Origin of the sequence: Marinobacterium sp. xm-a-152, from assembly GCF_013282965.1 — a bacterium.
GTDB lineage: Bacteria > Pseudomonadota > Gammaproteobacteria > Pseudomonadales > Balneatricaceae > Marinobacterium_E.
The window spans coordinates 90382-113952 of sequence record NZ_WBYI01000010.1 but is presented as its reverse complement, the minus strand read 5'-3'; the positions used below and the strand labels follow the sequence as shown (position 1 = coordinate 113952).

At 48.9% G+C, this 23571-nt stretch carries 25 protein-coding genes; 9 read left to right on the top strand and 16 right to left on the bottom strand.

Going from position 1 to position 23571, the window contains the following annotated elements; genetic code table 11:
- Positions 1 to 6 precede the first annotated feature (6 nt).
- The 6 genes from hfq to XMA152_RS10520 all read right to left on the bottom strand — a co-directional run bounded on the left by hfq (position 7) and on the right by XMA152_RS10520 (position 6490).
- A complete protein-coding gene (gene hfq / locus XMA152_RS10545) occupies positions 7 to 246 on the bottom strand; it encodes an RNA chaperone Hfq (RefSeq protein WP_173480700.1) in 240 nt (79 codons plus the stop codon).
- 106 nt (positions 247 to 352) lie between these two features.
- On the bottom strand, positions 353 to 1282 hold the full coding sequence (miaA, locus tag XMA152_RS10540) for a tRNA (adenosine(37)-N6)-dimethylallyltransferase MiaA (protein WP_371739797.1): 930 nt from the start codon (positions 1280 to 1282) through the stop codon (positions 353 to 355).
- Complete coding sequence (gene mutL / locus XMA152_RS10535; protein WP_173483575.1) at positions 1282 to 3159, bottom strand: DNA mismatch repair endonuclease MutL; 1878 nt, start codon at positions 3157 to 3159, stop codon at positions 1282 to 1284. The genes miaA and mutL overlap by 1 nt, the downstream gene beginning before the upstream one ends.
- Before the next feature lies 1 nt (position 3160).
- Positions 3161 to 4501 carry an N-acetylmuramoyl-L-alanine amidase gene (locus tag XMA152_RS10530; protein WP_254442794.1) on the bottom strand — a complete coding sequence of 447 codons (1341 nt, stop codon included), beginning with the start codon at positions 4499 to 4501 and terminating at the stop codon, positions 3161 to 3163.
- Between the two features lie 26 nt (positions 4502 to 4527).
- On the bottom strand, positions 4528 to 5007 hold the full coding sequence (gene tsaE, locus XMA152_RS10525) for a tRNA (adenosine(37)-N6)-threonylcarbamoyltransferase complex ATPase subunit type 1 TsaE (RefSeq protein ID WP_173483573.1): 480 nt from the start codon (positions 5005 to 5007) through the stop codon (positions 4528 to 4530).
- A 7-nt stretch (positions 5008 to 5014) separates the two neighbouring features.
- Positions 5015 to 6490 carry an NAD(P)H-hydrate dehydratase gene (locus tag XMA152_RS10520; protein WP_173483572.1) on the bottom strand — a complete coding sequence of 492 codons (1476 nt, stop codon included), beginning with the start codon at positions 6488 to 6490 and terminating at the stop codon, positions 5015 to 5017.
- A gap of 66 nt (positions 6491 to 6556) precedes the next feature.
- Between XMA152_RS10520 and queG the strand changes: the two genes are divergently transcribed.
- The gene (queG, locus tag XMA152_RS10515) at positions 6557 to 7690 is read left to right on the top strand and encodes a tRNA epoxyqueuosine(34) reductase QueG (RefSeq protein WP_173483571.1); all 1134 of its coding nucleotides are present in this window, start codon (positions 6557 to 6559) and stop codon (positions 7688 to 7690) included.
- On the opposite strand, the gene orn is transcribed toward queG, so the two are convergent.
- Positions 7679 to 8221 carry an oligoribonuclease gene (orn, locus tag XMA152_RS10510; protein ID WP_173483570.1) on the bottom strand — a complete coding sequence of 181 codons (543 nt, stop codon included), beginning with the start codon at positions 8219 to 8221 and terminating at the stop codon, positions 7679 to 7681. The two genes, queG and orn, sit on opposite strands and share 12 nt — an antisense overlap.
- Before the next feature lie 89 nt (positions 8222 to 8310).
- Between orn and rsgA the strand changes: the two genes are divergently transcribed.
- From rsgA to XMA152_RS10495, 3 genes are all read left to right on the top strand, one after another.
- Entirely contained in the window at positions 8311 to 9348 is a 1038-nt protein-coding gene (rsgA, locus tag XMA152_RS10505) for a small ribosomal subunit biogenesis GTPase RsgA (protein WP_173483569.1), read from the top strand.
- A 65-nt stretch (positions 9349 to 9413) separates the two neighbouring features.
- Positions 9414 to 10274, top strand: a complete 861-nt coding sequence (gene asd, locus XMA152_RS10500; protein ID WP_173480692.1) for an archaetidylserine decarboxylase — start codon at positions 9414 to 9416, stop codon at positions 10272 to 10274.
- A gap of 33 nt (positions 10275 to 10307) precedes the next feature.
- On the top strand, positions 10308 to 11177 hold the full coding sequence (locus XMA152_RS10495) for a folate-binding protein YgfZ (protein WP_173480691.1): 870 nt from the start codon (positions 10308 to 10310) through the stop codon (positions 11175 to 11177).
- 3 nt (positions 11178 to 11180) lie between these two features.
- On the opposite strand, the gene ung is transcribed toward XMA152_RS10495, so the two are convergent.
- The 4 genes from ung to prfB are packed head-to-tail and all read right to left on the bottom strand — an operon-like array spanning position 11181 to position 14963.
- Positions 11181 to 11873: a uracil-DNA glycosylase gene (gene ung / locus XMA152_RS10490; RefSeq protein ID WP_173480690.1), complete on the bottom strand. Its 693-nt coding sequence runs from the start codon at positions 11871 to 11873 to the stop codon at positions 11181 to 11183.
- Between the two features lie 6 nt (positions 11874 to 11879).
- Positions 11880 to 12314 carry a hypothetical protein gene (locus XMA152_RS10485; RefSeq protein WP_173483568.1) on the bottom strand — a complete coding sequence of 145 codons (435 nt, stop codon included), beginning with the start codon at positions 12312 to 12314 and terminating at the stop codon, positions 11880 to 11882.
- A gap of 30 nt (positions 12315 to 12344) precedes the next feature.
- A complete protein-coding gene (gene lysS, locus XMA152_RS10480; protein ID WP_173483567.1) occupies positions 12345 to 13844 on the bottom strand; it encodes a lysine--tRNA ligase in 1500 nt (499 codons plus the stop codon).
- Positions 13845 to 13868: 24 nt separating this feature from the next.
- Positions 13869 to 14963: a peptide chain release factor 2 gene (gene prfB, locus XMA152_RS10475; protein WP_173480687.1), complete on the bottom strand. Its 1095-nt coding sequence runs from the start codon at positions 14961 to 14963 to the stop codon at positions 13869 to 13871.
- 141 nt (positions 14964 to 15104) lie between these two features.
- Between prfB and nhaD the strand changes: the two genes are divergently transcribed.
- Positions 15105 to 16472 (top strand): sodium:proton antiporter NhaD, encoded by a 1368-nt coding sequence (gene nhaD / locus XMA152_RS10470; protein ID WP_173483566.1) that lies wholly within the window; start codon positions 15105 to 15107, stop codon positions 16470 to 16472.
- A gap of 28 nt (positions 16473 to 16500) precedes the next feature.
- The gene (locus XMA152_RS10465) at positions 16501 to 17145 is read left to right on the top strand and encodes a cytochrome b/b6 domain-containing protein (RefSeq protein ID WP_173483565.1); all 645 of its coding nucleotides are present in this window, start codon (positions 16501 to 16503) and stop codon (positions 17143 to 17145) included.
- 8 nt (positions 17146 to 17153) lie between these two features.
- Here XMA152_RS10465 and XMA152_RS10460 read toward each other — a convergent pair whose 3' ends face one another.
- From XMA152_RS10460 to XMA152_RS10450, 3 genes are read right to left on the bottom strand one after another with little or no spacing between them, the layout of a single operon-like run.
- Positions 17154 to 17603: a cytochrome c gene (locus XMA152_RS10460; protein WP_173483564.1), complete on the bottom strand. Its 450-nt coding sequence runs from the start codon at positions 17601 to 17603 to the stop codon at positions 17154 to 17156.
- A 27-nt stretch (positions 17604 to 17630) separates the two neighbouring features.
- Positions 17631 to 18137: a flavodoxin gene (locus tag XMA152_RS10455; RefSeq protein WP_173483563.1), complete on the bottom strand. Its 507-nt coding sequence runs from the start codon at positions 18135 to 18137 to the stop codon at positions 17631 to 17633.
- A gap of 3 nt (positions 18138 to 18140) precedes the next feature.
- The gene (locus XMA152_RS10450; RefSeq protein ID WP_173480682.1) at positions 18141 to 18458 is read right to left on the bottom strand and encodes a phasin family protein; all 318 of its coding nucleotides are present in this window, start codon (positions 18456 to 18458) and stop codon (positions 18141 to 18143) included.
- Between the two features lie 188 nt (positions 18459 to 18646).
- Between XMA152_RS10450 and XMA152_RS10445 the strand changes: the two genes are divergently transcribed.
- From XMA152_RS10445 to XMA152_RS10435, 3 genes are all read left to right on the top strand, one after another.
- Entirely contained in the window at positions 18647 to 19441 is a 795-nt protein-coding gene (locus tag XMA152_RS10445) for a tetratricopeptide repeat protein (RefSeq protein ID WP_173480681.1), read from the top strand.
- A 150-nt stretch (positions 19442 to 19591) separates the two neighbouring features.
- Positions 19592 to 20806 carry a YeeE/YedE family protein gene (locus XMA152_RS10440; protein WP_173480680.1) on the top strand — a complete coding sequence of 405 codons (1215 nt, stop codon included), beginning with the start codon at positions 19592 to 19594 and terminating at the stop codon, positions 20804 to 20806.
- 39 nt (positions 20807 to 20845) lie between these two features.
- A complete protein-coding gene (locus XMA152_RS10435; RefSeq protein ID WP_173483562.1) occupies positions 20846 to 21310 on the top strand; it encodes an RDD family protein in 465 nt (154 codons plus the stop codon).
- Here XMA152_RS10435 and lptG read toward each other — a convergent pair.
- The gene (gene lptG, locus XMA152_RS10430; protein WP_173483561.1) at positions 21307 to 22380 is read right to left on the bottom strand and encodes an LPS export ABC transporter permease LptG; all 1074 of its coding nucleotides are present in this window, start codon (positions 22378 to 22380) and stop codon (positions 21307 to 21309) included. The genes XMA152_RS10435 and lptG overlap by 4 nt on opposite strands.
- Positions 22377 to 23546: an LPS export ABC transporter permease LptF gene (gene lptF / locus XMA152_RS10425; protein ID WP_173483560.1), complete on the bottom strand. Its 1170-nt coding sequence runs from the start codon at positions 23544 to 23546 to the stop codon at positions 22377 to 22379. The genes lptG and lptF overlap by 4 nt, the downstream gene beginning before the upstream one ends.
- Positions 23547 to 23571 lie beyond the last annotated feature (25 nt).

Here is a 23571-nt window from a genome sequence, read left to right as displayed (position 1 = left end):
GAAACCTCAGTCAGCTGGCTTTTCGTCAACCTGAGGTAGTTTTACAGGACGAGATGGAACCACTGTCGAAACAGCGTGTTTGTAAACCATCTGGCTAACGGTGTTTTTAAGCAGAATGACAAATTGATCGAAAGACTCAATTTGGCCTTGTAGCTTGATGCCGTTTACTAGGAAGATTGATACTGGAACGCGCTCTTTGCGCAAAACGTTCAAGTAAGGGTCTTGTAGGGTTTGCCCTTTTGACATAGTCATCACCTTTAGAGTAATCGTTATTAAGACCCTACGACCGCCGCCCAATATTTCAGGCTCGAGACAATCCTCGATACAGCCATTACGTAGAGAGAAAATGATATTAGATTCGTGGAATCAATGCCAAAGTTTTCTTAAAAAGATTTTCACCAAAGGGATCAATCACCTCTGCACCCTGCCAGCTGCGCAACCATGTCATCTGACGTTTAGCTAGCTGACGTGTCGCTACCACTCCTTTATGGTGCATCTCTTGCCAATCCAACTCACCCTCCAAATACTGCCACATTTGGCGATAACCAACACAACGCATTGAAGGCAGATTCAGATTCAGATCCCCACGCTGACGAAGCCTAACCACTTCCGCCTCAAAGCCTTGCTCCAACATCAGCTTGAAACGCAGCTCAATACGCTGATGCAGTTGAGCGCGATCTTCTGGCATTAACGCGACGGGAATGAGGTTCCACGGCAACTCTAGGGCTTTCTGTTCCTGCCAGTGGCTATCAATACTTCGGCCTGTCATCAGAAAGACTTCCAATGCACGCTGGATTCGCTGTTGATCGTTGGGCCCCAAACGCTCACCCGAAGCCGGATCTAACTGAGCTAAGCGAGCGTGAACGGCCGGCCAACCCTCCTGCTCAGCCTGAGCCTCAATCTCCGCTCTGATCTCTGCATTGGCTTCGGGGAGTTTTGCCAACCCTTCTGCCAACGCCTTAAAGTAGAGAATGCTCCCCCCCACAAGAACAGGCAACTTGCCCTGCGCGTGTGCTTGATCGATTAATTGACGTGCATCCTCAGCAAAGTCTGAGGCTGAATAGACCTCTGTTGCATCTAAAATATCCACCAACGCATGCGGGTACTTTTCCAATGTCTCGCGATCAGGTTTGGCCGTACCAATATCCATCTCTCGGTATATAAGAGCACTATCAACACTGATAATCTCAACGTCCATATGATCAAACAGATTAAGGGCAAGGTCCGTTTTGCCTGAGGCTGTTGGCCCCATCAAAAAGAGTACTGGCAACTTTTCGGCCACTACTGCCCCCTTAGGAAGAGCTTATCCAGCTCATTCATGGTCATCTGCACATAGGTAGGACGGCCGTGGTTGCACTGACCACTTCGTTCAGTCGCTTCCATATCACGCAATAGAGCATTCATCTCTGGTAGCGTAAGCTGGCGGTTGGCCCGAACCGAGCCATGGCATGCCATGGTCGCCAACAGCTCATTAATGCTCTCTTCAATACGGCTGCTACTGCCATAAACCTTCATATCGGATAGAACATCACGAACCAAGAGCGAAACATCCGATCGAGCCAGTGCAACAGGCACTTCACGAATCACAACAGACTCTTGGCCCATTCGCTCAACAGAGAAGCCTAACTTAGCAAACACCTCGGAGCGCTCTTCAGCAATATCCACTTCGGCTTCACTTAAATTCAGAGTAACCGGAACCAATAGCGGCTGACTGCGCAATCCATCAGATTCCCATGCACTCTTCATTCGCTCGTAAACAATACGTTCATGCGCGGCGTGCATATCGACCAAGATGAGTCCTTCTGCAGTTTGGGACAAAATGTAGATGCCATGCAGTTGCGCCAATGCAAAACCCATTGGGGGAATATCTTGAGTCTCTGACGACGGGTTCAATGAACCATCCTGATTCAGTGTAGAGGTAGGATGAAGAGCCCCATAACCGGCTAGCTGCTGCTTCACCTCACCGGCTGATGGCGTTGCAGGTCGAACGTAATTAGAGAAGTTAATCCCTGAAGTGCTACTACCTAGCCCAGTACCTGAACCGGTTGACTGAAGTGAGATGCGCTGCTGATCAAACTGCTGCTGAATCGGTTGAGCCTGCCCCTGCAAAAGGGATGACACAGAGGTATCGCTGTTCTGTTCACCGGGACGCGTTTCCGCGATCACCCGGTGAATGGTACGGAATATGAAATCGTGAACTAAGCGCCCTTCTCGGAATCGAACTTCATGTTTGGTTGGGTGTACGTTGACATCAACCAGCGCCGGATCGAGCTCTAGATAGAGAACATAACAAGGGTGTCGACCGTTATAGAGAACGTCTGCATAGGCTTGGCGAATAGCATGAGTCACCAGTTTGTCACGAATGATACGTCCATTAACAAAGAAATATTGCTGATCAGCTTGCGAGCGTGAATAGGTTGGCAAACCGATCCAACCCCACAATCTGAGACCTGAAGCTTCTGCACTGATGTCTAAGCTGAGTGCATTATCAATAAAGCCAGATCCTAACAGTGAGGCTATACGGCGCTCTCGCATCTGCTCACTGTTGGCCGGCTTCAGTTGATGCACCACACGGTTGTTATTGCTGAGCTGAAACTGAAGATCGAAACGACTCAATGCTAGACGTTTAACCACCTCTTCAAGGTGTCGATACTCAGTATTCTCTGTCTTCAAAAATTTACGGCGCGCAGGGGTATTAAAGAACAGGTCGCGCATCTCAACGGTTGTCCCTTGCGGATGAGCTGCAGGTGATACCTCAGCGACCATGTCCCGCCCCTCCGCCTTGACCTGCCAGGCGCTATTATCATCGACTGAGCGCGACGTGAGAGTTAAACGAGAGACCGAACTGATACTGGCCAGTGCCTCACCGCGAAAGCCGAGGCTTGCCACCGCTTCAAGATCCTCAAGCGCTGTGATCTTTGAAGTCGCATGACGACTCAACGCCAGTGGCAGATCCTCTTTATCGATCCCCTTACCATCATCACGAATACGGATCAGCTTCACACCGCCCTGTTCAACCTCGACCGAGATCTTTTCTGCACCCGCATCGATGGCATTTTCCAAAACCTCCTTGACGACGGATGCGGGGCGTTCTACCACTTCACCGGCAGCGATCTGGTTGGCTAACTGCGGCGATAAAAGATGTATTCGACTGCTCATATTAACCTGCAGGTATCTTTAGAACCTGACCTACTCTAATACGATCAGACTTCAAATTATTATAACGACGCAGTGCGTCCAAACTGACGCCATTACGCTCGGCAATCATTGAGAGACTGTCACCCGGAACCACTTTATGGCTACGATTAATATCCTTAGGCATTTTCCCCTGAGCCTTCAAAGAGGCGACAAGCGTAGCCGCGGGCGGGCGCTTCCAAAAATGACTAATAATGCCGTCCGCAATCGCTTTCGCCATCCGCTTTTGGTACTTAGGATCACGAAGCTTTTTAGCCTCTTGTGAATTCGAAATGAAGCCCGTTTCAACAAGAATGGAGGGGATGTCAGGAGATTTAAGCACCACAAACCCCGCTTTCTCCACGTAGCTTTTGTGCATTTTGGCAAAGCGCGCGATGTTCTGATGAACCGCTAGCGCCACCTCTGAGCTACTGGTACGCGCATAGGTCATCGACATATCCAGCAGCACACTGGCGAGCGTCTCATCTTTATCTTCAAGACTGACACTACCGACACCGCCGATTAAATCAGCTGCGTTCTCTTTTTTCGCCAGCCAACGACCCATCTCACTGGTGGCACCGCGGTTTGAAAGAACCCAGACAGAGGCTCCACGTGCCCGCTTATTTTGTGCGGCGTCTGCATGAATCGATACAAACAGGTCGGCATTTTTTTGGCGCGCTTTCTTGGTACGATCACGAAGGCGGATAAAGTAATCACCGGTTCGTGTTAGCTCAGCACGAAAGCCCGGCTGCTGATCAATCAGCTTTTTAACCTCTTTGGTGATGGCGAGAACAACCTGCTTCTCTTTAAGGCGTCCGGGGCCAAGCGCACCCGGATCTTCGCCACCATGCCCCGCATCTAATACAACAACAATTTCGCGCTGTCCTATAGGCAGTGTCACAGGCTTAGGCGGCGCAGTGGGTTTTAATTGCGCTCCACCTTGATGTGCCAGGTCGATTACCAATCGATCCCCATACTTCTCATTTGGCGCTAACGTAAAACTCGAGGGTTTCACCGGTTGCGATAGATCTAGAACGATACGCAACTTATCACTCTGTTCACCGGTTCGAATGCGACTGATAGGACTTCCCGTCAAATCAACGGTACTAAAATTGGATTTCGCTCGACCCTTGGGTATATCAATAACAATTCGATCCGGATTATCGAGGGTAAACAGGGAGTGTTCGGTGGAGCTATCCAGATCAAAGACCAATCGAGTGCTGTCAGGCGACTGCCACAAGCGCAAACTATCAACCGAAGCAGCCCAAGAGAGCAGAGGAAGCACTAACAGAGCGCAACCAAAGAAGAGTCTCTTAAACTGATTCAACGCTGATTGATTCCTTAATAACATCATTAAGCCTTAACAGACCTCAACTCTTGGAGTCTCTGCACAATGGATTGACCTAACTCGGTGCGAGCGTAGATTGTTATTTTACGTCCCAATGCTTCGGGTTCAAGGAAGAGATCTAGATCAGCTGCCGGCAAGAAACCTTCGCCCTTCTCTGACCACTCCACCAAACAGAGCGAACTGTTCTCAAAATAGTCGCGAATCCCCATATACTCGAGCTCTTCAGGATCACCCAAGCGGTAAAGGTCGAAGTGATAGACCCTACGATCATCAAACTCATAAGGTTCTACCAACGTGTAGGTAGGACTCTTCACTGCGCCTTGATGGCCTAACGACTGAATTACACCACGTGCGAGGGTCGTCTTACCCATGCCAAGGTTGCCATGCAGAAAGAGGACCCCCGAACTCATTGCACGGGAAATCAATGCACCAGCAGCGATTGTTTCAGCCTCATCTGCAAGAGACCATGAGATCGATTGTGTCACGAATTCATTACCCTAATAAACTTCTGATATGAGGAAGAAGGTCTGTCGCAATCAACCCTCTTTCACCCTCGGCACTGGCCAAATCACCCGCTTTAGCATGGAGCCAAACACCTATCTGCGCAGAATCTAACAGAGAGTAGCCCTGCGCCAAAAACGTTGCGATGATACCAGAAAGCAGATCCCCCATCCCAGCCGTTGCCATACCTGGATTGCCTAGGTTGCAGATAAAGGCTTTATGACCATTGCAGACAATGCTGCCGGCACCTTTTAACACGATGACACCACCCAACTGGCTCTGAAGCGCAAATGCACTCCCGACAGGGTCAGACTGGACTTCTGCTATAGAACAGCCCAACAATCTAGCAGCCTCACCGGGGTGTGGCGTAAAGACAGCATGAGGATGAAAACCAACTTTATTCTGTGCAATAAGGTTCAGTGCATCCGCATCCACCACAGTCGGTTTATCTAAAGAGTTGACCCTTTCTAAACAGCTGAGAGCCCAATCGCTCTGCCCCAAACCGGGCCCTATCGCGATGGCATCCATGGATTGAATCATCGACTCAAAGGCCGCAATGTCACTGGCTAAACGCACCATCACCTCTGGCGTACGAGAGAGCATCGCTGTGACCGCCGATTCACTATTGGTCAGTAGCGTGACCCGCCCCGCCCCTGTTCTGAGCGCAGCTTCACTCGATAGCATCGGTGCTCCGCCAAACCCAAAATCACCGCCAATTACTACGAGGGACCCTTGACTGCCTTTGTGCGCAGCGCGATTCAGTGGAGCCATTTGGCTCAATGGTTCAGAGATCAATTGACTCTGTGACTCTGGGAAGAGCTCTGCTGGCACGCCCAAGCTATCCACCATCACACGACCAACATAGTCACGCGCTTGATTGATAAACATCCCCTGCTTGGGAGCGATAAAGGTCAAGGTCGCATCGGCCTTAACGGCAGAACCCAGCACTGATCCTGTATCAGCCGACAGACCTGATGGGATATCCAATGAAAAAACAGGCCTTTGCTGCCGGTTGATCCAATGAATAACAGCAGCTGAGTCTGAGCGAACCTCGCCATTCAGACCAATCCCTAGCAGAGCATCCACGATGAGATCTGACTCGTCATTAACAGCCGGATCAAAGGGACGTTTTGGAAGGTCAGCAGGCAGGTCATTCCAAGCCTCTAAAGCTTCACCGCTTAGCTGAACTTCAAAATCAGTGCTAGCCAGAGTGATTGTCACAGCGTGACCTGACTTAAACAGCAGTTTGGCTAACGCCAGTCCATCTCCACCATTATTGCCGGCACCACATACAAGATTAAACGAGCTGGCCTTCGGATAGAGTCGTGTGATCCAGTGTTGCGCCGATCGTGCAGCACGACACATCAATTGATAACCCGGTATCGGCATAGACTCAATGGCCAAACGATCAATCACTTTGCATTGAGCGGCAGTAAAGAGCGAAGAGCCAATTGGGGACTCATTCATTCGAGGCACTCCTGATGCTGACTTATTTGACGTATAGTAACACCTCATCATGAAAACAAGCTGATAATGACTCGCGTGCACAAGATCGAACTGTCCAATATTGCCGAAGGTTTAAAAGAGAGAGCGAAGCAGCTTGGATTTCAGCAGTGCGCAATCACCCTGCCAGATCTACAACATGAAGCGAGCCACCTGCGTAGCTGGCTGGATAAGCACTACCATGGCGAAATGAGGTTTCTTGCCGAACATTTCGAAAAGCGAATCGATCCAACCCTGCTGGTTGAAGGCACTCAGCGTATTGTTCTACTGCGTATGGACTACCTTCCCGCCGATGTCAGCCTGTTCAAAACGTTGACCAATGCCGACAAGGGTTACATAGCACGTTACGCATTAGGTCGTGATTATCACAAGTTGATTCGAAAACGCATTAAACAGCTAGGACAGTGGTTAGAGGAACAGTGCCAAACCTCTATTAACTTCCGCCCTTTTGTAGACAGTGCCCCAATCTTAGAGCGCCCTCTTGCGCGTGACGCGGGGTTGGGCTGGATCGGCAAAAACACACTGCTACTCAATCAAACTGCAGGGTCTTGGTTTTTTTTAGGCTCACTATTTACCGATGTCGAGCTGCCCATCGACCCACCCGAAACGGCTTCACACTGCGGTTCATGCACCGCTTGTTTGGATGTTTGTCCCACCAATGCATTCCCCAAACCCTATGAATTGGATGCCCGACGATGCATCTCCTATTTGACCATAGAGTACTCTGGAAGCATTCCCCTAGAGTTACGCCCGCTGATGGGCAATCGCATCTTTGGCTGTGACGATTGCCAACTGGTCTGCCCGTGGAACCGTTTTGCTCAGCACACCCAAGAGGGTGATTTCTCGCCACGCCATCAACTCGACGATATCGATCTGATTGAGCTGTTTCAGTGGAGCGAAGAGACGTTTTTGCAAAAAACTGAAGGGTCAGCCATTCGCAGAACGGGCTACCAGGGATTTAAACGAAACATTGCGGTAGCCCTAGGCAACAGCAAGGGTGGTGACAGAGTCATTGAACTGCTTGAAGCTTGTTTAGCCTCTGACGAGAGCGAGCTAATTAAAGAGCACGCTCAATGGGCGGTTGAGCATTTAAGAAATCGAACGGCCGATGCGAACGCACTGAAAATTATCGATTTCCCACTTGCTCAACGTTTAGACCTGTAAAAAGTGCTCACGATAGACTTTTAACTCTTCAATGGAGTCACGAATATCATCCAGGGCTAAATGAGCCCCCTTTTTAACCACCTTTTCAGTCACATCAGGGCGCCAGCGGCGTGCCAGCTCTTTCAGCGTGCTGACATCCAAATTACGGTAGTGGAAGAAGGCTTCTAGTTCGGGCATGTAACGATGCAAAAACTTACGATCTTGATGGATAGAGTTTCCACAAATCGGCGAAGCACCCTGGTCGACATGCTCTCTCAAAAACGCCAACATCTGCTGTTCTGCTTCGGATTCACTGGTACGGCTCTGTTTAACTCGTTCAATCAAACCTGAGCCACCATGCTGCTTGGTATTCCACTCATCCATGGCATCAAGCAGTGCATCGGATTGATGAACAGTAATCACAGGACCTTCGGCAAGGGTGTTCAATTCAGAGTCGGTCACAATCGCAGCCATCTCAATGATGCGCTCACGCTCGACATCCAGCCCCGTCATCTCTAGATCGATCCAGATAAGATTATCTTGTCGTGACATGCCAAAGCTCCCTTTAAAGTGTCTAATCTTTTATGAACAAAGTATGATGCACAGTATACCGACTAACACAGCGATTTAGCAGAGATTGAATGGCGCAACGTAAAGTTAATCGCCGCCAAGCATGGCGTATTAAGAAGATTCAAGAAGAGCGTGCCGCTCGAGCCAATAAACGTGACACTCAAATCGACTCACAACTCGAAGGGGGCGATTTAGGTGCCGAACAGCGTGGCCTGATCATCTCGCACTACGGAAAACAGGTCGATATTGAAGCCTTAGATGGCGATCGTCGCGGTGAAATCATTCGCTGCCATATGCGTACCCACCTAGGGCAATTGGTGACCGGGGATAGGGTGATCTGGCGCCCCTCCCCCGATGCGGGTGTGGTCGTCGCTGTTGAGGATCGCCACTCTGAACTTAAGCGCCCAAACAATCATGGTGAGTTGAAGCCAGTCGCAGCCAACATCGATGCAATATTAATAGTCATCGCCGTCGAACCCCATGCGCACGCCAACCTGATTGATCGTTACTTAGTTGCCTCTGAACTCTCTGGCATAGAGCCTATTATTGTCTTAAACAAGACCGATCTACTCGATGACAAGCATCGTGAACGATTGATACCTCTTCTGGATAGCTATGCTGAAATTGGCTACCGCACTATCTATGCATCCACAGAGAACTCCAACGGCTTAGATGAGCTGCACGAATTCTTAAAAGATCGCACGACCGTCTTTGTTGGACAGTCTGGTGTAGGGAAATCGTCACTGGTCAATGCGCTGCTTCCTGGCGTTGATCTAAAAGTGGGAGCCCTGTCTGAGTCGAATCGAACCGGTAAACACACAACAACCACCGCGCGTCTATTCCACATACCCGAAGGGGGCGATCTCATCGACTCTCCTGGCATCCGTGAATTTGGTCTATGGCACATTGATCCCAACGATCTGATTGACGGATTTAAGGAATTTCGCCAGGTCACAGGCCACTGCAAGTTCAGAGACTGTAAGCACGAACAGGAGCCTGGTTGTGCTTTTTATGATGCGATCGACATGGGCGTCATCAGCGAGCAGCGCTTTTTCAGTTACAAACAGATTTTGGATTCCATGTTGGAATCTGACTTCACGGTGCGATAGTGAAAAAGCCCTAGCTCAGGTATCATCACAACCCAACTTAAAGAATCACTCAGGCGGAGTTTTTAGTGAAAGATAAACTGTTCATTCTGTTTCAATACATCGTGCCACAGCACTTGTTATCACGTGCCGTTGGCCGCCTAGCTGAGTGCACAAATAGCCGTATTAAGAACTGGATTATTCAGCGATTTATAAAACAGTTTAACGTCGATATGAGTGAAGCGGAGCGCCAGCAACCGGAACAATTTATCAACTTCAATGACTTCTTCACTCGCGCCCTTAAAGAGGGAGCTAGACCGATTGCAGAGGGCGAAGATGTCGTGGTGTCGCCTGCTGACGGGGCAATCTCAGAGATGGGTACCCTTCAATATGGGCGTATTTTGCAAGCAAAGGGACATAGTTACAGCGCCGTTTCTCTGCTGGGTGGTTGTACCGAGCGAGCAAAACCCTTCATCAATGGCGAGTTCGCGACCATCTACCTATCACCAAAAGATTACCACCGCGTACACATGCCAGTAGCCGGTGCACTTAAAGAGGCCTACTACGTTCCTGGTGATCTTTTCTCGGTCAACCAAACCACAGCCAACAATGTTGACAGCCTGTTTGCTCGTAATGAACGCCTAGTCTGTCTATTTGAGACAGAGCGTGGCCCAATGGCGATGGTACTCGTCGGCGCAATGATTGTTGCCGGTATAGAGACCGTCTGGAGTGGCCAGGTAGCCCCTCTCAAAAAAGAGGCTATGAAACTGTTTAGCACAGAAGCTGACGCCCCTCTCCTACTGGAGAAAGGTGCAGAAATGGGCCGATTCAAACTCGGTTCAACGGTGATCCTTCTCTACCCTGAAGGCGTAATCAATTGGCGCGACCATCTAGCGGCCGGCGCACCGGTCAAGATGGGTGAAGTCATTGCCCATCAAACAGAGTCTTAAGTGATACCACAACCCTTTTTAGTGAGCTGAGCTATGAACATTGCGATAACGGATGCCAAACTGTTCTCCGTCGAAGGCGTTGATGCAGCCTCTTTTTTACAAGGCCAGCTAACCGCCGATGTGGCTGCACTTAACATCGGTGAGCACCTCATCGCCGCACACTGCTCAATTAAGGGAAGCATGGTTGGGCTTTTCAGAGTCATGCGCATCAGTGACGAATGTTTTTGGCTGCGGGTCCATCAAGAGATCGCCGAGAGCGCCTTTAACAACCTAAAGAAATACAGCATCTTTTCCAAGGTGCAGCTTAATTTCATAGATAGCGCCAATGGGTTTTGCCTATCGAGCGACTATTTAGAGCCTGTTAAAAGTTCTGAAAGTGACCGATCCTTTGCGGCTCAAATCGATGCCGAGCACGTTGAGTTCTGGACCACCGATCTTGAAGTACAAAATAGATTGGCCAAGGATGCTACCGGCTCATTAGAGGATTGGTATGAGATCAATGTCCGCGCTGGCATCTTCGATTTAAGAGAGGCCACCCAAGAGACATTCATTCCTCAGATGTGTAATTTACAAGCCATTGATGGCGTCAGCTTCAGTAAGGGGTGTTACACCGGTCAGGAGATAGTAACCCGTCTACAGCATCGCGGTATTTTGAAAAAAGCGATGTACGGGTTCACGCTACCGCAGGGCCATTCCATCAGCATTGGGGAGCCACTGTTTAATGCTGACCAAGTTGAGGTCGGCAGCGTAGTACTGACTAGCTCAACTGATCAAACCTCTCTACTTGCTGTCATTCAACAGTCAGAAAAAGAGGGTGCGATTTTTACAGAGAGTGGCGCAGCCCTAAACGCTTTGGAACTACCTTACACCTTAGATCCAAAGCTATTTGAATCCAAGCGTTAGCCATCAACCGAACAGATCTGCTTGTCCTATCACCGGCAGCTCCCAGTTGATCTCAGAAAACCCCTTCTCAGCGAGCCAACTGTTGGCTTTAGAAAACGGCTGACTACCAAAAAAGCCTCGGTGTGCTGATAGAGGCGAAGGGTGAGGTGATTGAATCACCAGATGCTTTGCCTGATCGATCATGCTCGTCTTTTTCTGAGCATAGCTTCCCCAGAGGATAAACACCGTGCCCATGGAGCTATCATTAACCTGCTGAATGATACGATCGGTGACACTCTCCCAACCCTTGCCTTGGTGTGCATTGGCGTTGTTATCCTCTACCGTAAGGACCGCATTGAGTAAAAGGACTCCCTGCTCTGCCCAGGCTTCAAGAAAACCATGTTCTGGTGCAGCTATTCCTAAATCACTACTCAACTCTTTGTAGATATTCCTCAGAGATGGTGGCACTTGAATACCGGGTAAGACAGAGAAACTTAAACCATGCGCCTGGCCTGCCTGATGATAAGGATCTTGGCCAAGAATGACGACGCGTGTCGACTCTAGCGGGGTCAGCTCCAAAGCACGAAACCACTGATCTTGAGGTGGGTATATTGTGACACCCTCAGCTGTTCGTTGATCCAGAAACGCCATAAGAGATTGATAGCTTGGTGTCTCGGATATCTCTTTCAGCAGCTGCTGCCAACCCTTAGAAAGCATCGGCACCTACCTTGAATGCGACTGATTAAAGCTAAGTTCGGCTGAGCTTTTTATGACTCGCCCGAAAAAGGGTGAGTAGTATCGAACCTTGCCAGGCGCATGTGAGAAGTAGCCTGAGATAATGACGATCAGACAGAACAGCACCGTTGTCAGGTGAGGAGCGTTCATCGCTAACAACAGTAGAAAAATTTTAGTAATGACTGCCAAACCCCGCAGTTGAATCAACCAAATTGCATCAACGTAGAGTTCGACCAGTAGCATTAAGGAGCCAGTCGTCAGCGCCAGTATGGCATAGGGCCGCCAAAGCGATTCGGGTAAGTCGTACAAGAAAAAGCCCGCAAAACCTGCAATCCCAAAAAGGTGCAGAGTTCGCAGGCTTATACTGAGATAGCGCTTCGCTGTGAAGTCACGCTTCTGTTTGGGAAACAGCCTCGACAACACAGCAAAACCCTTCTGTACGCTTAATTGCGCTTAAGCGCGTGGACGCATTGCAGGGAATAGAATGACGTCACGAATCGATGGTGAGTCAGTCAGTAGCATCACCAAACGGTCAATACCGATCCCTTCACCTGCTGTTGGTGGCAGTCCATACTCAAGTGCCGCAACGAAATCAGCGTCAAAGTGCATCGCCTCATCATCGCCTGCATCTTTCTCAGCGACCTGTTTGCGGAAACGTTCAGCTTGATCTTCAGCGTCATTCAACTCCGAGAAGCCATTTGCTAGCTCACGACCCGCGACGAAGAACTCGAATCGATCGGTCACAAATGGGTTGTCGTCACTTCGACGAGCGAGAGGAGAGACCTCGGTAGGGTATTCTGTAATGAAGGTTGGTTGCTGCAGAAGGTGTTCAACGGTCTCTTCAAAAATCTCAATCTGGATTTTACCCAGACCCCAGCTATCTTTTACGTCGATGTCCAGACGCTCGGCAATCTGACGAGCGGCATGTTCATTCGCCAATGCTTCCGCTGTGATATCAGGGTTGTACTGCAGAATGGCATCAAATACTGACAATCGGGTAAACGGCTTAGCAAGGTCGTACTCAAACGTCTCTAGCACCTCACCCTCTTCATTACGAACCGTATTGATGATGGTTGTTGTGCCTAGCACCTGCTGTGCAACGGTACGAAGCATCTCTTCCGTTAGGTCCATTAGATCTTTGTAATCAGCATACGCCTGATAGAACTCGATCATGGTGAACTCTGGGTTGTGACGTGTTGAGAGACCCTCATTACGGAAGTTACGGTTGATCTCAAATACGCGCTCGAAACCACCGACAACCAGGCGTTTCAGGTAGAGCTCTGGCGCGATGCGAAGATACATATCGATATCAAGTGCGTTGTGGTGTGTCACAAAAGGACGAGCCGATGCACCACCAGGAATCGCTTGAAGCATTGGCGTTTCCGCTTCAAGGAAACGGCGCTCGCTTAAGAACTGACGAATCGCGGCAATCACCTTAAAACGCGTCTCAAACACATCACGGGATTCAGGGTTAGTAATCAGATCAACATAACGCTGACGGTAGCGCATTTCAGTATCTTGAAGCCCTTTGTGTTTATCTGGCAGTGGGCGCAAGCTCTTTGTCAGCAACTGGTACTCTGCCATATCAACGTAGAGATCACCCTTGCCTGACTTGTGCAATTCACCGCTAATGCCGACGATATCACCAAGGTCTAGTTGCTTAGCAAAGCTACGAGCCTCTTTGTTAACGTACGCCTGGATGCGGCCAGACATATCTTGGATCACCATGAACGCGCCACGATTGAGCATCACTCGACCGGCAATAGAGACCTTAATGCCTGCAGCTTCTAGCTCCTCTTTGCTCTTCTCACCGTGTTCAGACTGCAGATCCTCTGCGTAGCTGTCGCGACGAAAAGTGTTCGGGAAGGCTTGGCCCTGCTCACGCAGTGCAGAGAGTTTTTCACGGCGCTCTGCAATCAAGCGGTTTTCATCAAGCTGTGTGTTATCAGACATGGTGTCTATTTCCTGTGTTAACTTTTAGAGACCAGCTTTTAAGCTAGCTTCAATAAACATATCCAGATCGCCGTCGAGCACGCGATCACAATTCGACGATTGAACGCCAGTGCGAAGATCTTTGATACGCTGATCATCCAGTACGTAACTGCGAATCTGACTGCCCCAACCTATATCGGCTTTAGTATCTTCAACCTCTTGGGCAGCCTCACGACGTTTCAGCATCTCCATTTCGTAAAGCTTGGAGCGTAACTGCTTCATACAGTTATCTTTATTCTGGTGCTGCGAACGCTGCGACTGACTCTGTACAACGATTCCAGATGGACCGTGGGTAATACGGACCGCCGACTCAGTTCGGTTGACGTGCTGACCACCCGCACCGGATGCACGATAAACATCGACACGAAGATCAGCCGGGTTAATGTCGATCTCAACATTGTCGTCGATCTCAGGAGAGACGAAGACAGATGAGAAAGAGGTATGGCGGCGACCACCAGAATCGAATGGGCTCTTACGAACGAGACGGTGAACACCCGTTTCTGTTCTTAACCAACCGAAGGCGTACTCACCCTCAAAACGAATCGTTGCAGATTTAATACCGGCCACGTCACCGTCAGACACTTCCATCAACTCGGTTTTAAAGCCTTTGCTCTCACCCCAACGAAGGAACATTCGAAGCATCATATTGGCCCAATCCTGAGCCTCGGTACCACCCGAACCCGCCTGGATATCCAAGAAGGCGTTACTTGAATCCGCTTCACCCGAGAACATACGGCGAAACTCAAGTTGCGATAACATGCCGCCTAGACGCTCAACTTCACTGCGAACCTCTTCAACGGTATCTTCGTCATCCTCTTCAACTGCCATCTCCAGCAGCTCCAGGCAATCAGCAGTCCCCTCAGTCAGCTCATCGATGGTCTTAATCACAGACTCAAGGCTTGATCGTTCGCGACCTAGCTTTTGTGCATGCTCTTGATCATTCCAAATATTGGGATCTTCAAGCTCACGCTCAACCTCTTCAAAGCGCTCAAGCTTCTCGTCATATTCGAGATAGCCACGCAACTCTTTAGTGCGTTCGGCATACTCTTTAAGGCTGTTAACAATCGGATTAATTTCCATAGTCGAGCAAATGTCCAAAAGGTCTTAAAAAAGGGGGCACATTTTACAGGATTTATCCTCACCTTTAAATCACCGTCTCGGCCTTTATTTCAACGTTTTTCATGCACCTCTATTGAGATAACGGACAAGCTAGTCCATCGTATGGGAATGACAAATTTTATCGATTTAACAGGCACCCTATATGGCTACCTAGCGGTACTCACCTTCCTTGTCGGGTACTATTTTGTGATCAGCGAAGACCGCACTCACCTAGCCAAATCCAAGCCGATGATGGTGGCCGCTGGTTTAATCTGGTTATTAGTCGGCCTTAGCTATTCCATCAATGGCCAACCAGAGCAAGCTGGCGCACTACTGGAACAGACCCTGCTTGAGTACGCAGAGCTTTTTCTGTTCCTGCTCAGCGCCATGACATTTATCCACGCCCTTGAGGAGCGCCACCTATTTTTGGCATTGCGTAGCTGGCTGATTGCTAGAGACTTTTCCCTAAGAACCGTGTTCTGGGTCACGGGTGGGTTGACCTTTGTCCTATCCCCCATTGCTGACAACCTCTCGACAGCGCTACTGATGGGCTCAGTCGTGATGGCTGTTGGTACCAGAACAGCCTCGTTCGTGGTGCTCGGTTTGATCAACGTGGTCATTGCCGCCAATGCAGGGGGCGTTTTCTCCCCCTTCGGCGATATTACGTCACTGATGGTTTGGCAGCAGGAGAAACTAAAATTCCTTGAATTTACCCATCTGATTGTTCCCGCACTGATCAGCTGGTTCGTACCCGCCCTAGTGCTTAACCATTATCTTCCGACAGGCCCAGCGCAACTCCCGCATGAACAACAATCCATGAAGCCGGGTGCGATCGGCATGCTGATGCTCTTTTTAGCCACGATAACGGCGTCAGTGTTAATCCATTCACTTCTGAAATTACCCCCGGTAATTGGAATGATGACGGGGCTAGGCGCGTTAAAGATTTATGGATACCTATTGTCAAAACAGGATCCTCTGTTGCAAGAGAGTGAATTGCGTGGACACCACATGGGTGCGATGACAAAACACCTCAAAGGGGATCACGGTGAAGTCGTCATGCGTTTTGATAATTTCCGAGTGGTTGAACGCGCCAGCTGGGATACATTAATGTTCTTCTATGGCGTTGTACTGAGCGTTGGTGGTTTAGCTGCCCTGGGCTATTTAGCCCTGATCTCAACGTCGCTTTACGGCAACTTTGGAGAGACCACCACCCATCTAATCATCGGCCTAAGCTCCTCATTGATCGATAACATACCCGTGATGTACGCCATTCTGAGCATGGATATGCCGATGTCGACTAACCAATGGCTATTGGCGACCCTCTGTATTGGCATTGGTGGCTCTCTGCTATCGATTGGCTCAGCGGCAGGTGTGGCTCTGATGGGCCAGGCGAATGGCATCTACACTTTCAGAGCCCACCTCAAATGGAGTTGGGCGATACTCCTTGGGTATGCACTATCAACCGGATACCATATAGTTTTTACATTGTGATTTTGTATTCATTAGCGAGCTTATCAACATGCAGAAAAAAATTGTCACCGTCTGGGATCTAAGCACTCGACTCTTTCACTGGCTTCTAGTCATGCTATTTGGCTTAAGCTGGCTGAGTGCAGAATTAGGTGGCAACTGGATGATCTGGCACACTCGCTTTGGATTTGTAGCTGCAGGCTTAATCACATTCCGCATTATTTGGGGAGTGATTGGCAGCGACTCCTCTCGATTCTCCCAATTCGTGAAACGTCCAAGCAGCGTCATAGCCTACCTCAAGGGAGAGGGGCAAAGAGACTACAACACACATAATCCTGCTGGCGCACTCAGTGTCATAGCCCTGCTAGGCTTAATGTTTCTACAGATGACGACGGGGCTGTTTAGTAACGATGACATTTTTATTGAAGGGCCATTAGCCTATCTAATCTCTTACGACGCTCAACTAGCGATGACGGAACTGCATGAGGCGATTTTTAATCTATTGATTTTGTTTGTCGCCCTGCATCTTGCTGCCATTATTTGGTATCAACGTTTCAAAGGTGAAAAACTGGTGCAAGCCATGCTGCATGGTAGAAAGGAGAGTGAAGAGGAAGCACCTAAGATTCGAGGCGGCCTTCCTCTTTTTGTAGCAATCCTAGTAGGAGCGACTGTCAGCGCACTCCTATTTTGGATCTGATTAAAGGGTTAACGTTTCTCGCGGTAGTTGTCGTGACACCCTTTGCAGGATTTCGCGACAGCACCAAAGGCTGCTTTGGCATCCGCCAATTCACCACCAGATACGGCGACTAGCTTTTCAGCGGCTTCAGTCATAGTAACAAAGCGCTGATTGACATCATCTAAATTCTCCCAAAGCTCATCTTTAGCAGACGTCTCACCAAAATCAGAACCTTCGATAAACCCCTCAGCAGCAAGCGGCGCAACCGCTAAGAACGACTTAGCATGATGAGCAAATTGCTCTGCATCATAATCAACCTTACCGCGAACCATGGCACCCATAGCACCAAAGTGCCAACCGTAGGCTTTAAAGATCCCTTGGCGATATTCAATAGCATCTTCCGCTCGATCAGCCTGTGCCAAAGGCGCAGCCAATAAAGCACAAGACAAAGTCGTTAAAACAACTTTCTTCAAAGACATAATCTCTCTCCGAGTTAACACTTCAATTTACAATTGTGGATAGATCAGATTGAACCAACGCTCCACACGATCTCTTGTTTCAAAGGACTGTGTATCCTCATCCAAGGCCAAACCCACGAAGGCCGTTTCACAAGGGGTTAGCGCTTTTGAGGACTCAAAATCGTAACCTTCGACAGGCCATTCACCTATCAGCTTAGCACCCTTTTGTGAAATCTGTGCGGCAACTGTACCCATCGCATCAAGAAACCAATCGCCATATCCCAATTGATCACCCAATCCAAACAGTGCTACGCGTTTGCCACTGAAGTCGATTTCACAAAAACTCGACCAAACTTCTTCGAAATCTTCTTGTAACTCACCAAAGTTCCAAGTGGGCACACCAATAATCAGTGACGAAGCCTGTTCAACATCGGCATTAATCATGCTATCGATTGAAATTAGCTTTAGAGGCACCTCCCCTGGCCAGCACTCAACCATGAGTTGCGCTACGCGTTCAGTATTGCCTGTAGTACTTCCGTAAATGAGAGGGATCAAAAACTATTTGCCACCCATCGATTGAGAGGCAATTTTTTGAATCTCCTCTTGGGCGTTTTGAACCGTTTTCATATTCTGCTCAGCAGCCGCTTTAAGTGCAGCCTCTAAGCGCTGTGTATACTCTTTTTGCGCTTCGATGAACTCTTCAGGTGATTTTAGACCCTGAAGTGAATTAGCCTGATTCATGGTCGCTTGGATACACTGCTGGGTGTACTCAATCTGCTGATTGGTAATGCGCTGTAGCATCTCTTGTTGAACCTTCGCCAACTCTTGAAATGATTCAACACTCTGTTCGAACAGCTTTGTCATATCTTGAAACATTTGATAATCCTCAATGTCCATTTAAATTGACAGGTTTAACCTGCGCTACATCAATCATTACGTTACTCATAATAGAAATTCAGAGCAAGCGCTGTGGATTATGCAGTGAAAAGGTTATGATAGCGCCACTTTGATAACACTAACGGTTATTGACCATTAATTTGTTGGAATAGAATAGGAGGTCAGGTTTGACCAAAGCTCGTCTATTATCACTAGCCTTTGCATTGGCTCTTCCAGTCATGTCTGTTGAAGCCGCATCCATCATCGCAGCTGAGCGTGCCATTCAGTCAGCCGATTACACCAAAGCCCTTGAAGAGCTTAAGCCTCTAGCCAAAGAAGGTGATTTAGATGCTCTCTATCTAATGGGTACGCTTTACCGTGATGGTCAAGGTGTTGAAAAGAGCAAAGAGGATGCCAAGCAGTACTTCAGCAGTGCCGCTCGCCAGGGCCACCTAAAAAGTATCAATGCGCTTCGCGTCATGCGAAATGAGGTATACCTTGCCGAGTTCACACAACTCCTTCCCAAAGCGGAAGCGGGTGATGCCGATGCACAAAACCGAATTGGTGAAATGTACGAGTTTGGCCAAGGCGTCGAACGCGATCTAAACCTTGCCCTGCAATGGTTCGATAAAGCCTCTCACAATGGTTCACTGGTCGGGCTTCACAACTTGGCTAGAAGCTACAACTTCGGAAGCGGTACCGAGCAAAACTTTGCACAGGCAGAGAAGCTATACCTGCAAGCTGCTGAATCGGGATACTCTGAATCGATGTTCTTCTTAGGCACGCTTTACGCTACGGGTAATGGTAATGACCTCTCTGTAAATCCAGACATTACTGCTTACGCATGGATGAAAGCGGCAGCCAATGCTGGCTCAACGACGGCTCAGACCATTGAAGCACGCCTGCTGATGAAACTGTCTGATACCGAACAGAGCGAAGCCAAAGCACTTGCTGACAAGCTCTCACAGCAGTACATAAAATAACCAATATCAGATGGGTCATGAAGAGCGCTACGGCGCTCTTTTTTATAAGTGAAATATTTTTAATAACTTATTTGTATATAAAATCACCAAACATTCTTGGAAGAGTTATTAAAAGATCATTAGTATTGCCACTCCTAAAAGGAGTCGAGCATGAATACTTTAAACACGACATCTACAGACTTTAAAACCCAGCTTCTTGAGCCAAACAAGCTATTTTGGCTTATGCTCTCTTCTGCTTTGTTGGTTGCTTCCGCTGTTTATGTGTTTAATGAGCACGGCACCTTTGAACTACTTGCTCTCATTTTAGGTGCAGCCCTGGGTGTCTGCTTGCTTCAAGCGTCTTTTGGTTTCACGACCGCATGGAGAGAGCTTATCTCTAAACGTCGTGGTGCGGGCATCCGCGCTCAGATGATCATGCTCTCCCTGAGTGTACTGCTATTTTTCCCGACCCTGGCCTCAGGCGAGCTGTTTGGACAATCGGTCGCAGGATTTGTTAGACCTCTCGGCCTCTCCGTTGTTGCCGGCGCGTTCATGTTCGGTGTAGGTATGCAGATCGCAAGTGGCTGTGCTTCGGGTAATCTTTACCATCTTGGCGGTGGACAACTGAGAGCCATTCCCGTCATGGCAGGCTTTAGTGCCGGTGCGCTATGGGCAACAGCTGACTATGAGTGGTGGACAACCTTGCCACAACTAGCGCCCATTGGATTGATCGAACTGCTGGGTCCAATCACCGCCATCGGTCTAAACCTGCTGTTATTCACTGCTATCTATCAGTTCACTAAACGTCTTGAAATTAAAGCTCACGGCTCGCTTGAAGAGTGTCAAAGTACTGGCACGACCAGCTTTGCAAGCAAACTGATTGCTGGACCCTGGCCACTGATTTGGGGAGCGGTTGGACTCACCATTCTAAACTTCGCGACGCTCGCTTTAATGGGCCGTCCATGGGCTGTCGCCCTGGCTTACCCTGTATGGGGAGCGAAAGTGGCTCAATGGTTAGAGCTCGATCTAGAGATCGACTTCTGGACCTACTGGATGGCACCTGGCCGTGAAGAGGCGCTCTACAACAGTCTCAGCCAGGATCCCGCGTCATTGATGAATGGTGGTGTCATCCTAGGCGCTTTCTTAGCGGCGGCGATCGCCGGCAAATTCACACTCAAGATGAAAATGCCGATTCAAAACTTCTTAGCCTCTCTGCTGGGTGGCGTGCTATTGGGCTACGGTGCAACCATCGCTTATGGGTGTAACATTGGCGCATTTGTAGGCGGTGTGGTCTCTGGCAGTTTACACGGCTGGCTATGGATCTTGTTTGCGTTTGCCGGTTCAGTGATCGGACTTAAGCTTCGTCCACTGCTTCGTTTAAAGTAAACTTTTCAGTACACTACGGCTCCGACAAACGAGTTCAGTATGCCCAGACCGTTTCACGATGATGCTAACCAACATCAACTACCCTCTCTAATCATTAGAGTGATGGCAATGGTCTATGACACTCTGATCATTCTTGCCATTTGGTTCTTAATTGGTGCTATTGGAGTCATCCTAAATCAAGGTGAAGCGGTCGACAGCTTTCTCGGCCAAGCGGCCTTAAAGTCCGCACTGCTCTGCTCAACATTCCTATTCTTTGGATACTCTTGGACCCGTTCCGGTCAGACGATCGGCATGATGGCATGGCGACTGCGAGCGCAGAGTGAAAAGGGGTTTTCGTTAACCTGGACTCAGGCACTGATTCGCTTTTTTGGTGCCGCTATCTCTATTGTCACTCTAGGAGCCGGTTACTGGGCGACACTGTTAAGTGATGAGCGCCTAACCTGGCATGAGCGCTGGTCAAACAGTGTCACCGTTCGACTACCAAAACCTGCCAAAAAGAGTTAGCGAACTCTAGAGAGTAACCATAAAGCGATGGCAAAGCTGATCGCAATGGGTAACAGCGCGGCCAGTAACGGAGAAAATCCTAGCACCTGACTGGCCGGCGCCAAAAGATCCTGACTGAATTTAAATACCAGTCCAATCACGACACCGGTGATAATTCTTTGGCCTACCGTAACACCGCGCATCGGTCCAAAAATAAACGCAACGCCAATCATCACCAAAGCGATAATTGACAAGGGTTGTAGCAATTTATTCCAAAGGGCTAACTCATAAGAGGTTGAATCCACCCCTTGATCATTCAGATAGCTAGAGTAAGAAGATAGACCTGAGATAGGGAGTTCAACAGGGGGCACCAAAATGACTCGCAGCATCTCTTCCGTCAATTCGGTTGACCAAAAAGTCTCATCTAAATGACCTTTTTCAATACGCTGATCATTGATCAGTGCCGTCAATTCAACGTCAGTTAGCAACCAACCTTGACGCTCTTCAGAGTAATACCCCGACTTGGCAAAACTGGTTTGTTTGAGCCTAAGCTCTGAATCAAATTGGTGACGAGTGACACCTAAAATTTGCCCGTCAGGAGTGATTGCAGAGACATGAATGTATTCACCCGGTTGACGATACCAGCCGCCATCACCGTTATTTATTCGTCCAGACTCAGATTGAGCGGAAGCTTTAATGGCCCTAGCCGACTGCTGAGACTCAGGAACGCCCAACTGACTTGCTATTAGAGCAATGAATGCGATCAAACTAATCGGCTTTGCTACCGATAGAATCAAACGCATCATTGAAACGCCTGCAGCTCGCATCACCGTTAACTCGGAGTTAGAGGCCAACACCCCCATACCGATCAACGTCCCTACAAGAGCACTCAGGGGTAATAGCTGATAGGCCAATCCCGGTAAGCTTAATAAGGTGTAGCTGAACGCCGCACCGGATGTGTAGTGTTTATCAACCTCTCCCAGCTCATCCAAATAGAGCGAAATTCCCATCAAACCGACGATAATTAACAGAACAACGGCGATAGCAGAGAGAATATGAACGGCAATGTATCGATCGATTCGACTGATCACGATGCCTCCTTATTTCGAAACGGGAGAGCTGGAATCTTAGGTAGCTTATTCATGACTCGCTCCCAAGCCCCCTCATACAACACCATGTTGACGCCCACACCTAGAGCAATCAGATGCACAAACCAAATCATCCAACTACCTGCATCGCCCTGCTCTACTGCTGATCGAGCAGCCGTCAAACTTCCGATGTATATTTGATACATCAATATTGCAGGAATTAATTTGGCGTACCGCCCTTGGCGCGGACTGGTTTTAGCCAATTGAACGGCCAACAACACCACAATGATCGGGATAAAAGGCAGAGAGAGGCGCCAGTGCAGTCGGCTCACATACGCCGGTCGATCACTGCCTATCAAATCGAGCGTAGGGATAGCATCTAGATGATCAACCCTGACCGACAGTTCTGGATCATCAATCTTCAGCCCGTACTGCTCAAAGCCTATCTCTTCTAAAGCGAAATTTTCAGGGAAGTTGTAACGGTATCCTTCGTTAAATACCAAAAAGCGGCCCTGATCCTCAATGAACTGCTGCTGACCTTCACCGGCAACCAGAAGGTAGGATCGGCCCTGTTGATCACGACCAGAGACAAACAGATCAACCAGGTTACCAGCCTCATCAATTTTGCGAGCATAAGAGACCTGAGTGTTAGAGTTCGACACTTGGAATACGCCGGGTACCAACATATCGAGTTCGCTTCTCGAGCGCTGTTCGGCAACGATACGCTTCGCCTCATGCATGCCTGTAGGGGTCAGGTAGAGACTGATTGAAGCAACGATTGCAGCGACCAATAGAGCCGGCCCCATCGCATACCCGATCAGTTTCCAGGGCCCAGCGCCACAGGCCTTAAGAACCACCATTTCACTTTCAAGATAGAGACGACCATAGGCCAGCAAAATGCCCAAAAAGAAGCCAAGCGGAAGCAGAAGTTCTAGGATGAGCGGGATTCGGTTAACAACCAAATCCAGAATAACAGCAGTATCCAACTCCCCCGTAGCGGCGTCGGTTAAGTAGCCAATTAAACGGGTGCTGACAATGATAAGAAGCAAAATCGCCGTTACTGCAAAGGTTGTCGTCAACACTTCACGGGAAAGATAACGAAAAACAATCAAACGGCCGTTCCTACTAGGTGCATGGATTTCAAACTGATGCGATACTGTAGGGCACATTATCACCTAAACCTAAGTGCTTGTC

Excerpts from the sequence above, each read along its gene's own strand:
- rsgA (WP_173483569.1), top strand. The coding sequence starts at position 8,311 with ATGGCGCAACGTAAAGTTAATCGCCGCCAAGCATGGCGTATTAAGAAG.
- orn (WP_173483570.1), bottom strand. The coding sequence starts at position 8,221 with ATGTCACGACAAGATAATCTTATCTGGATCGATCTAGAGATGACGGGG.
- XMA152_RS10495 (WP_173480691.1), top strand. The coding sequence starts at position 10,308 with ATGAACATTGCGATAACGGATGCCAAACTGTTCTCCGTCGAAGGCGTT.
- hfq (WP_173480700.1), bottom strand. The coding sequence starts at position 246 with ATGTCAAAAGGGCAAACCCTACAAGACCCTTACTTGAACGTTTTGCGC.
- ung (WP_173480690.1), bottom strand. The coding sequence starts at position 11,873 with ATGCTTTCTAAGGGTTGGCAGCAGCTGCTGAAAGAGATATCCGAGACA.
- lptF (WP_173483560.1), bottom strand. The coding sequence starts at position 23,546 with ATGTGCCCTACAGTATCGCATCAGTTTGAAATCCATGCACCTAGTAGG.
- XMA152_RS10450 (WP_173480682.1), bottom strand. The coding sequence starts at position 18,458 with ATGTTTCAAGATATGACAAAGCTGTTCGAACAGAGTGTTGAATCATTT.
- queG (WP_173483571.1), top strand. The coding sequence starts at position 6,557 with ATGACTCGCGTGCACAAGATCGAACTGTCCAATATTGCCGAAGGTTTA.
- XMA152_RS10440 (WP_173480680.1), top strand. The coding sequence starts at position 19,592 with ATGAATACTTTAAACACGACATCTACAGACTTTAAAACCCAGCTTCTT.
- prfB (WP_173480687.1), bottom strand. The coding sequence starts at position 14,963 with ATGGAAATTAATCCGATTGTTAACAGCCTTAAAGAGTATGCCGAACGC.
- mutL (WP_173483575.1), bottom strand. The coding sequence starts at position 3,159 with ATGAGCAGTCGAATACATCTTTTATCGCCGCAGTTAGCCAACCAGATC.
- XMA152_RS10435 (WP_173483562.1), top strand. The coding sequence starts at position 20,846 with ATGCCCAGACCGTTTCACGATGATGCTAACCAACATCAACTACCCTCT.
- lysS (WP_173483567.1), bottom strand. The coding sequence starts at position 13,844 with ATGTCTGATAACACACAGCTTGATGAAAACCGCTTGATTGCAGAGCGC.
- nhaD (WP_173483566.1), top strand. The coding sequence starts at position 15,105 with ATGGGAATGACAAATTTTATCGATTTAACAGGCACCCTATATGGCTAC.
- XMA152_RS10465 (WP_173483565.1), top strand. The coding sequence starts at position 16,501 with ATGCAGAAAAAAATTGTCACCGTCTGGGATCTAAGCACTCGACTCTTT.
- XMA152_RS10460 (WP_173483564.1), bottom strand. The coding sequence starts at position 17,603 with ATGTCTTTGAAGAAAGTTGTTTTAACGACTTTGTCTTGTGCTTTATTG.
- XMA152_RS10520 (WP_173483572.1), bottom strand. The coding sequence starts at position 6,490 with ATGAATGAGTCCCCAATTGGCTCTTCGCTCTTTACTGCCGCTCAATGC.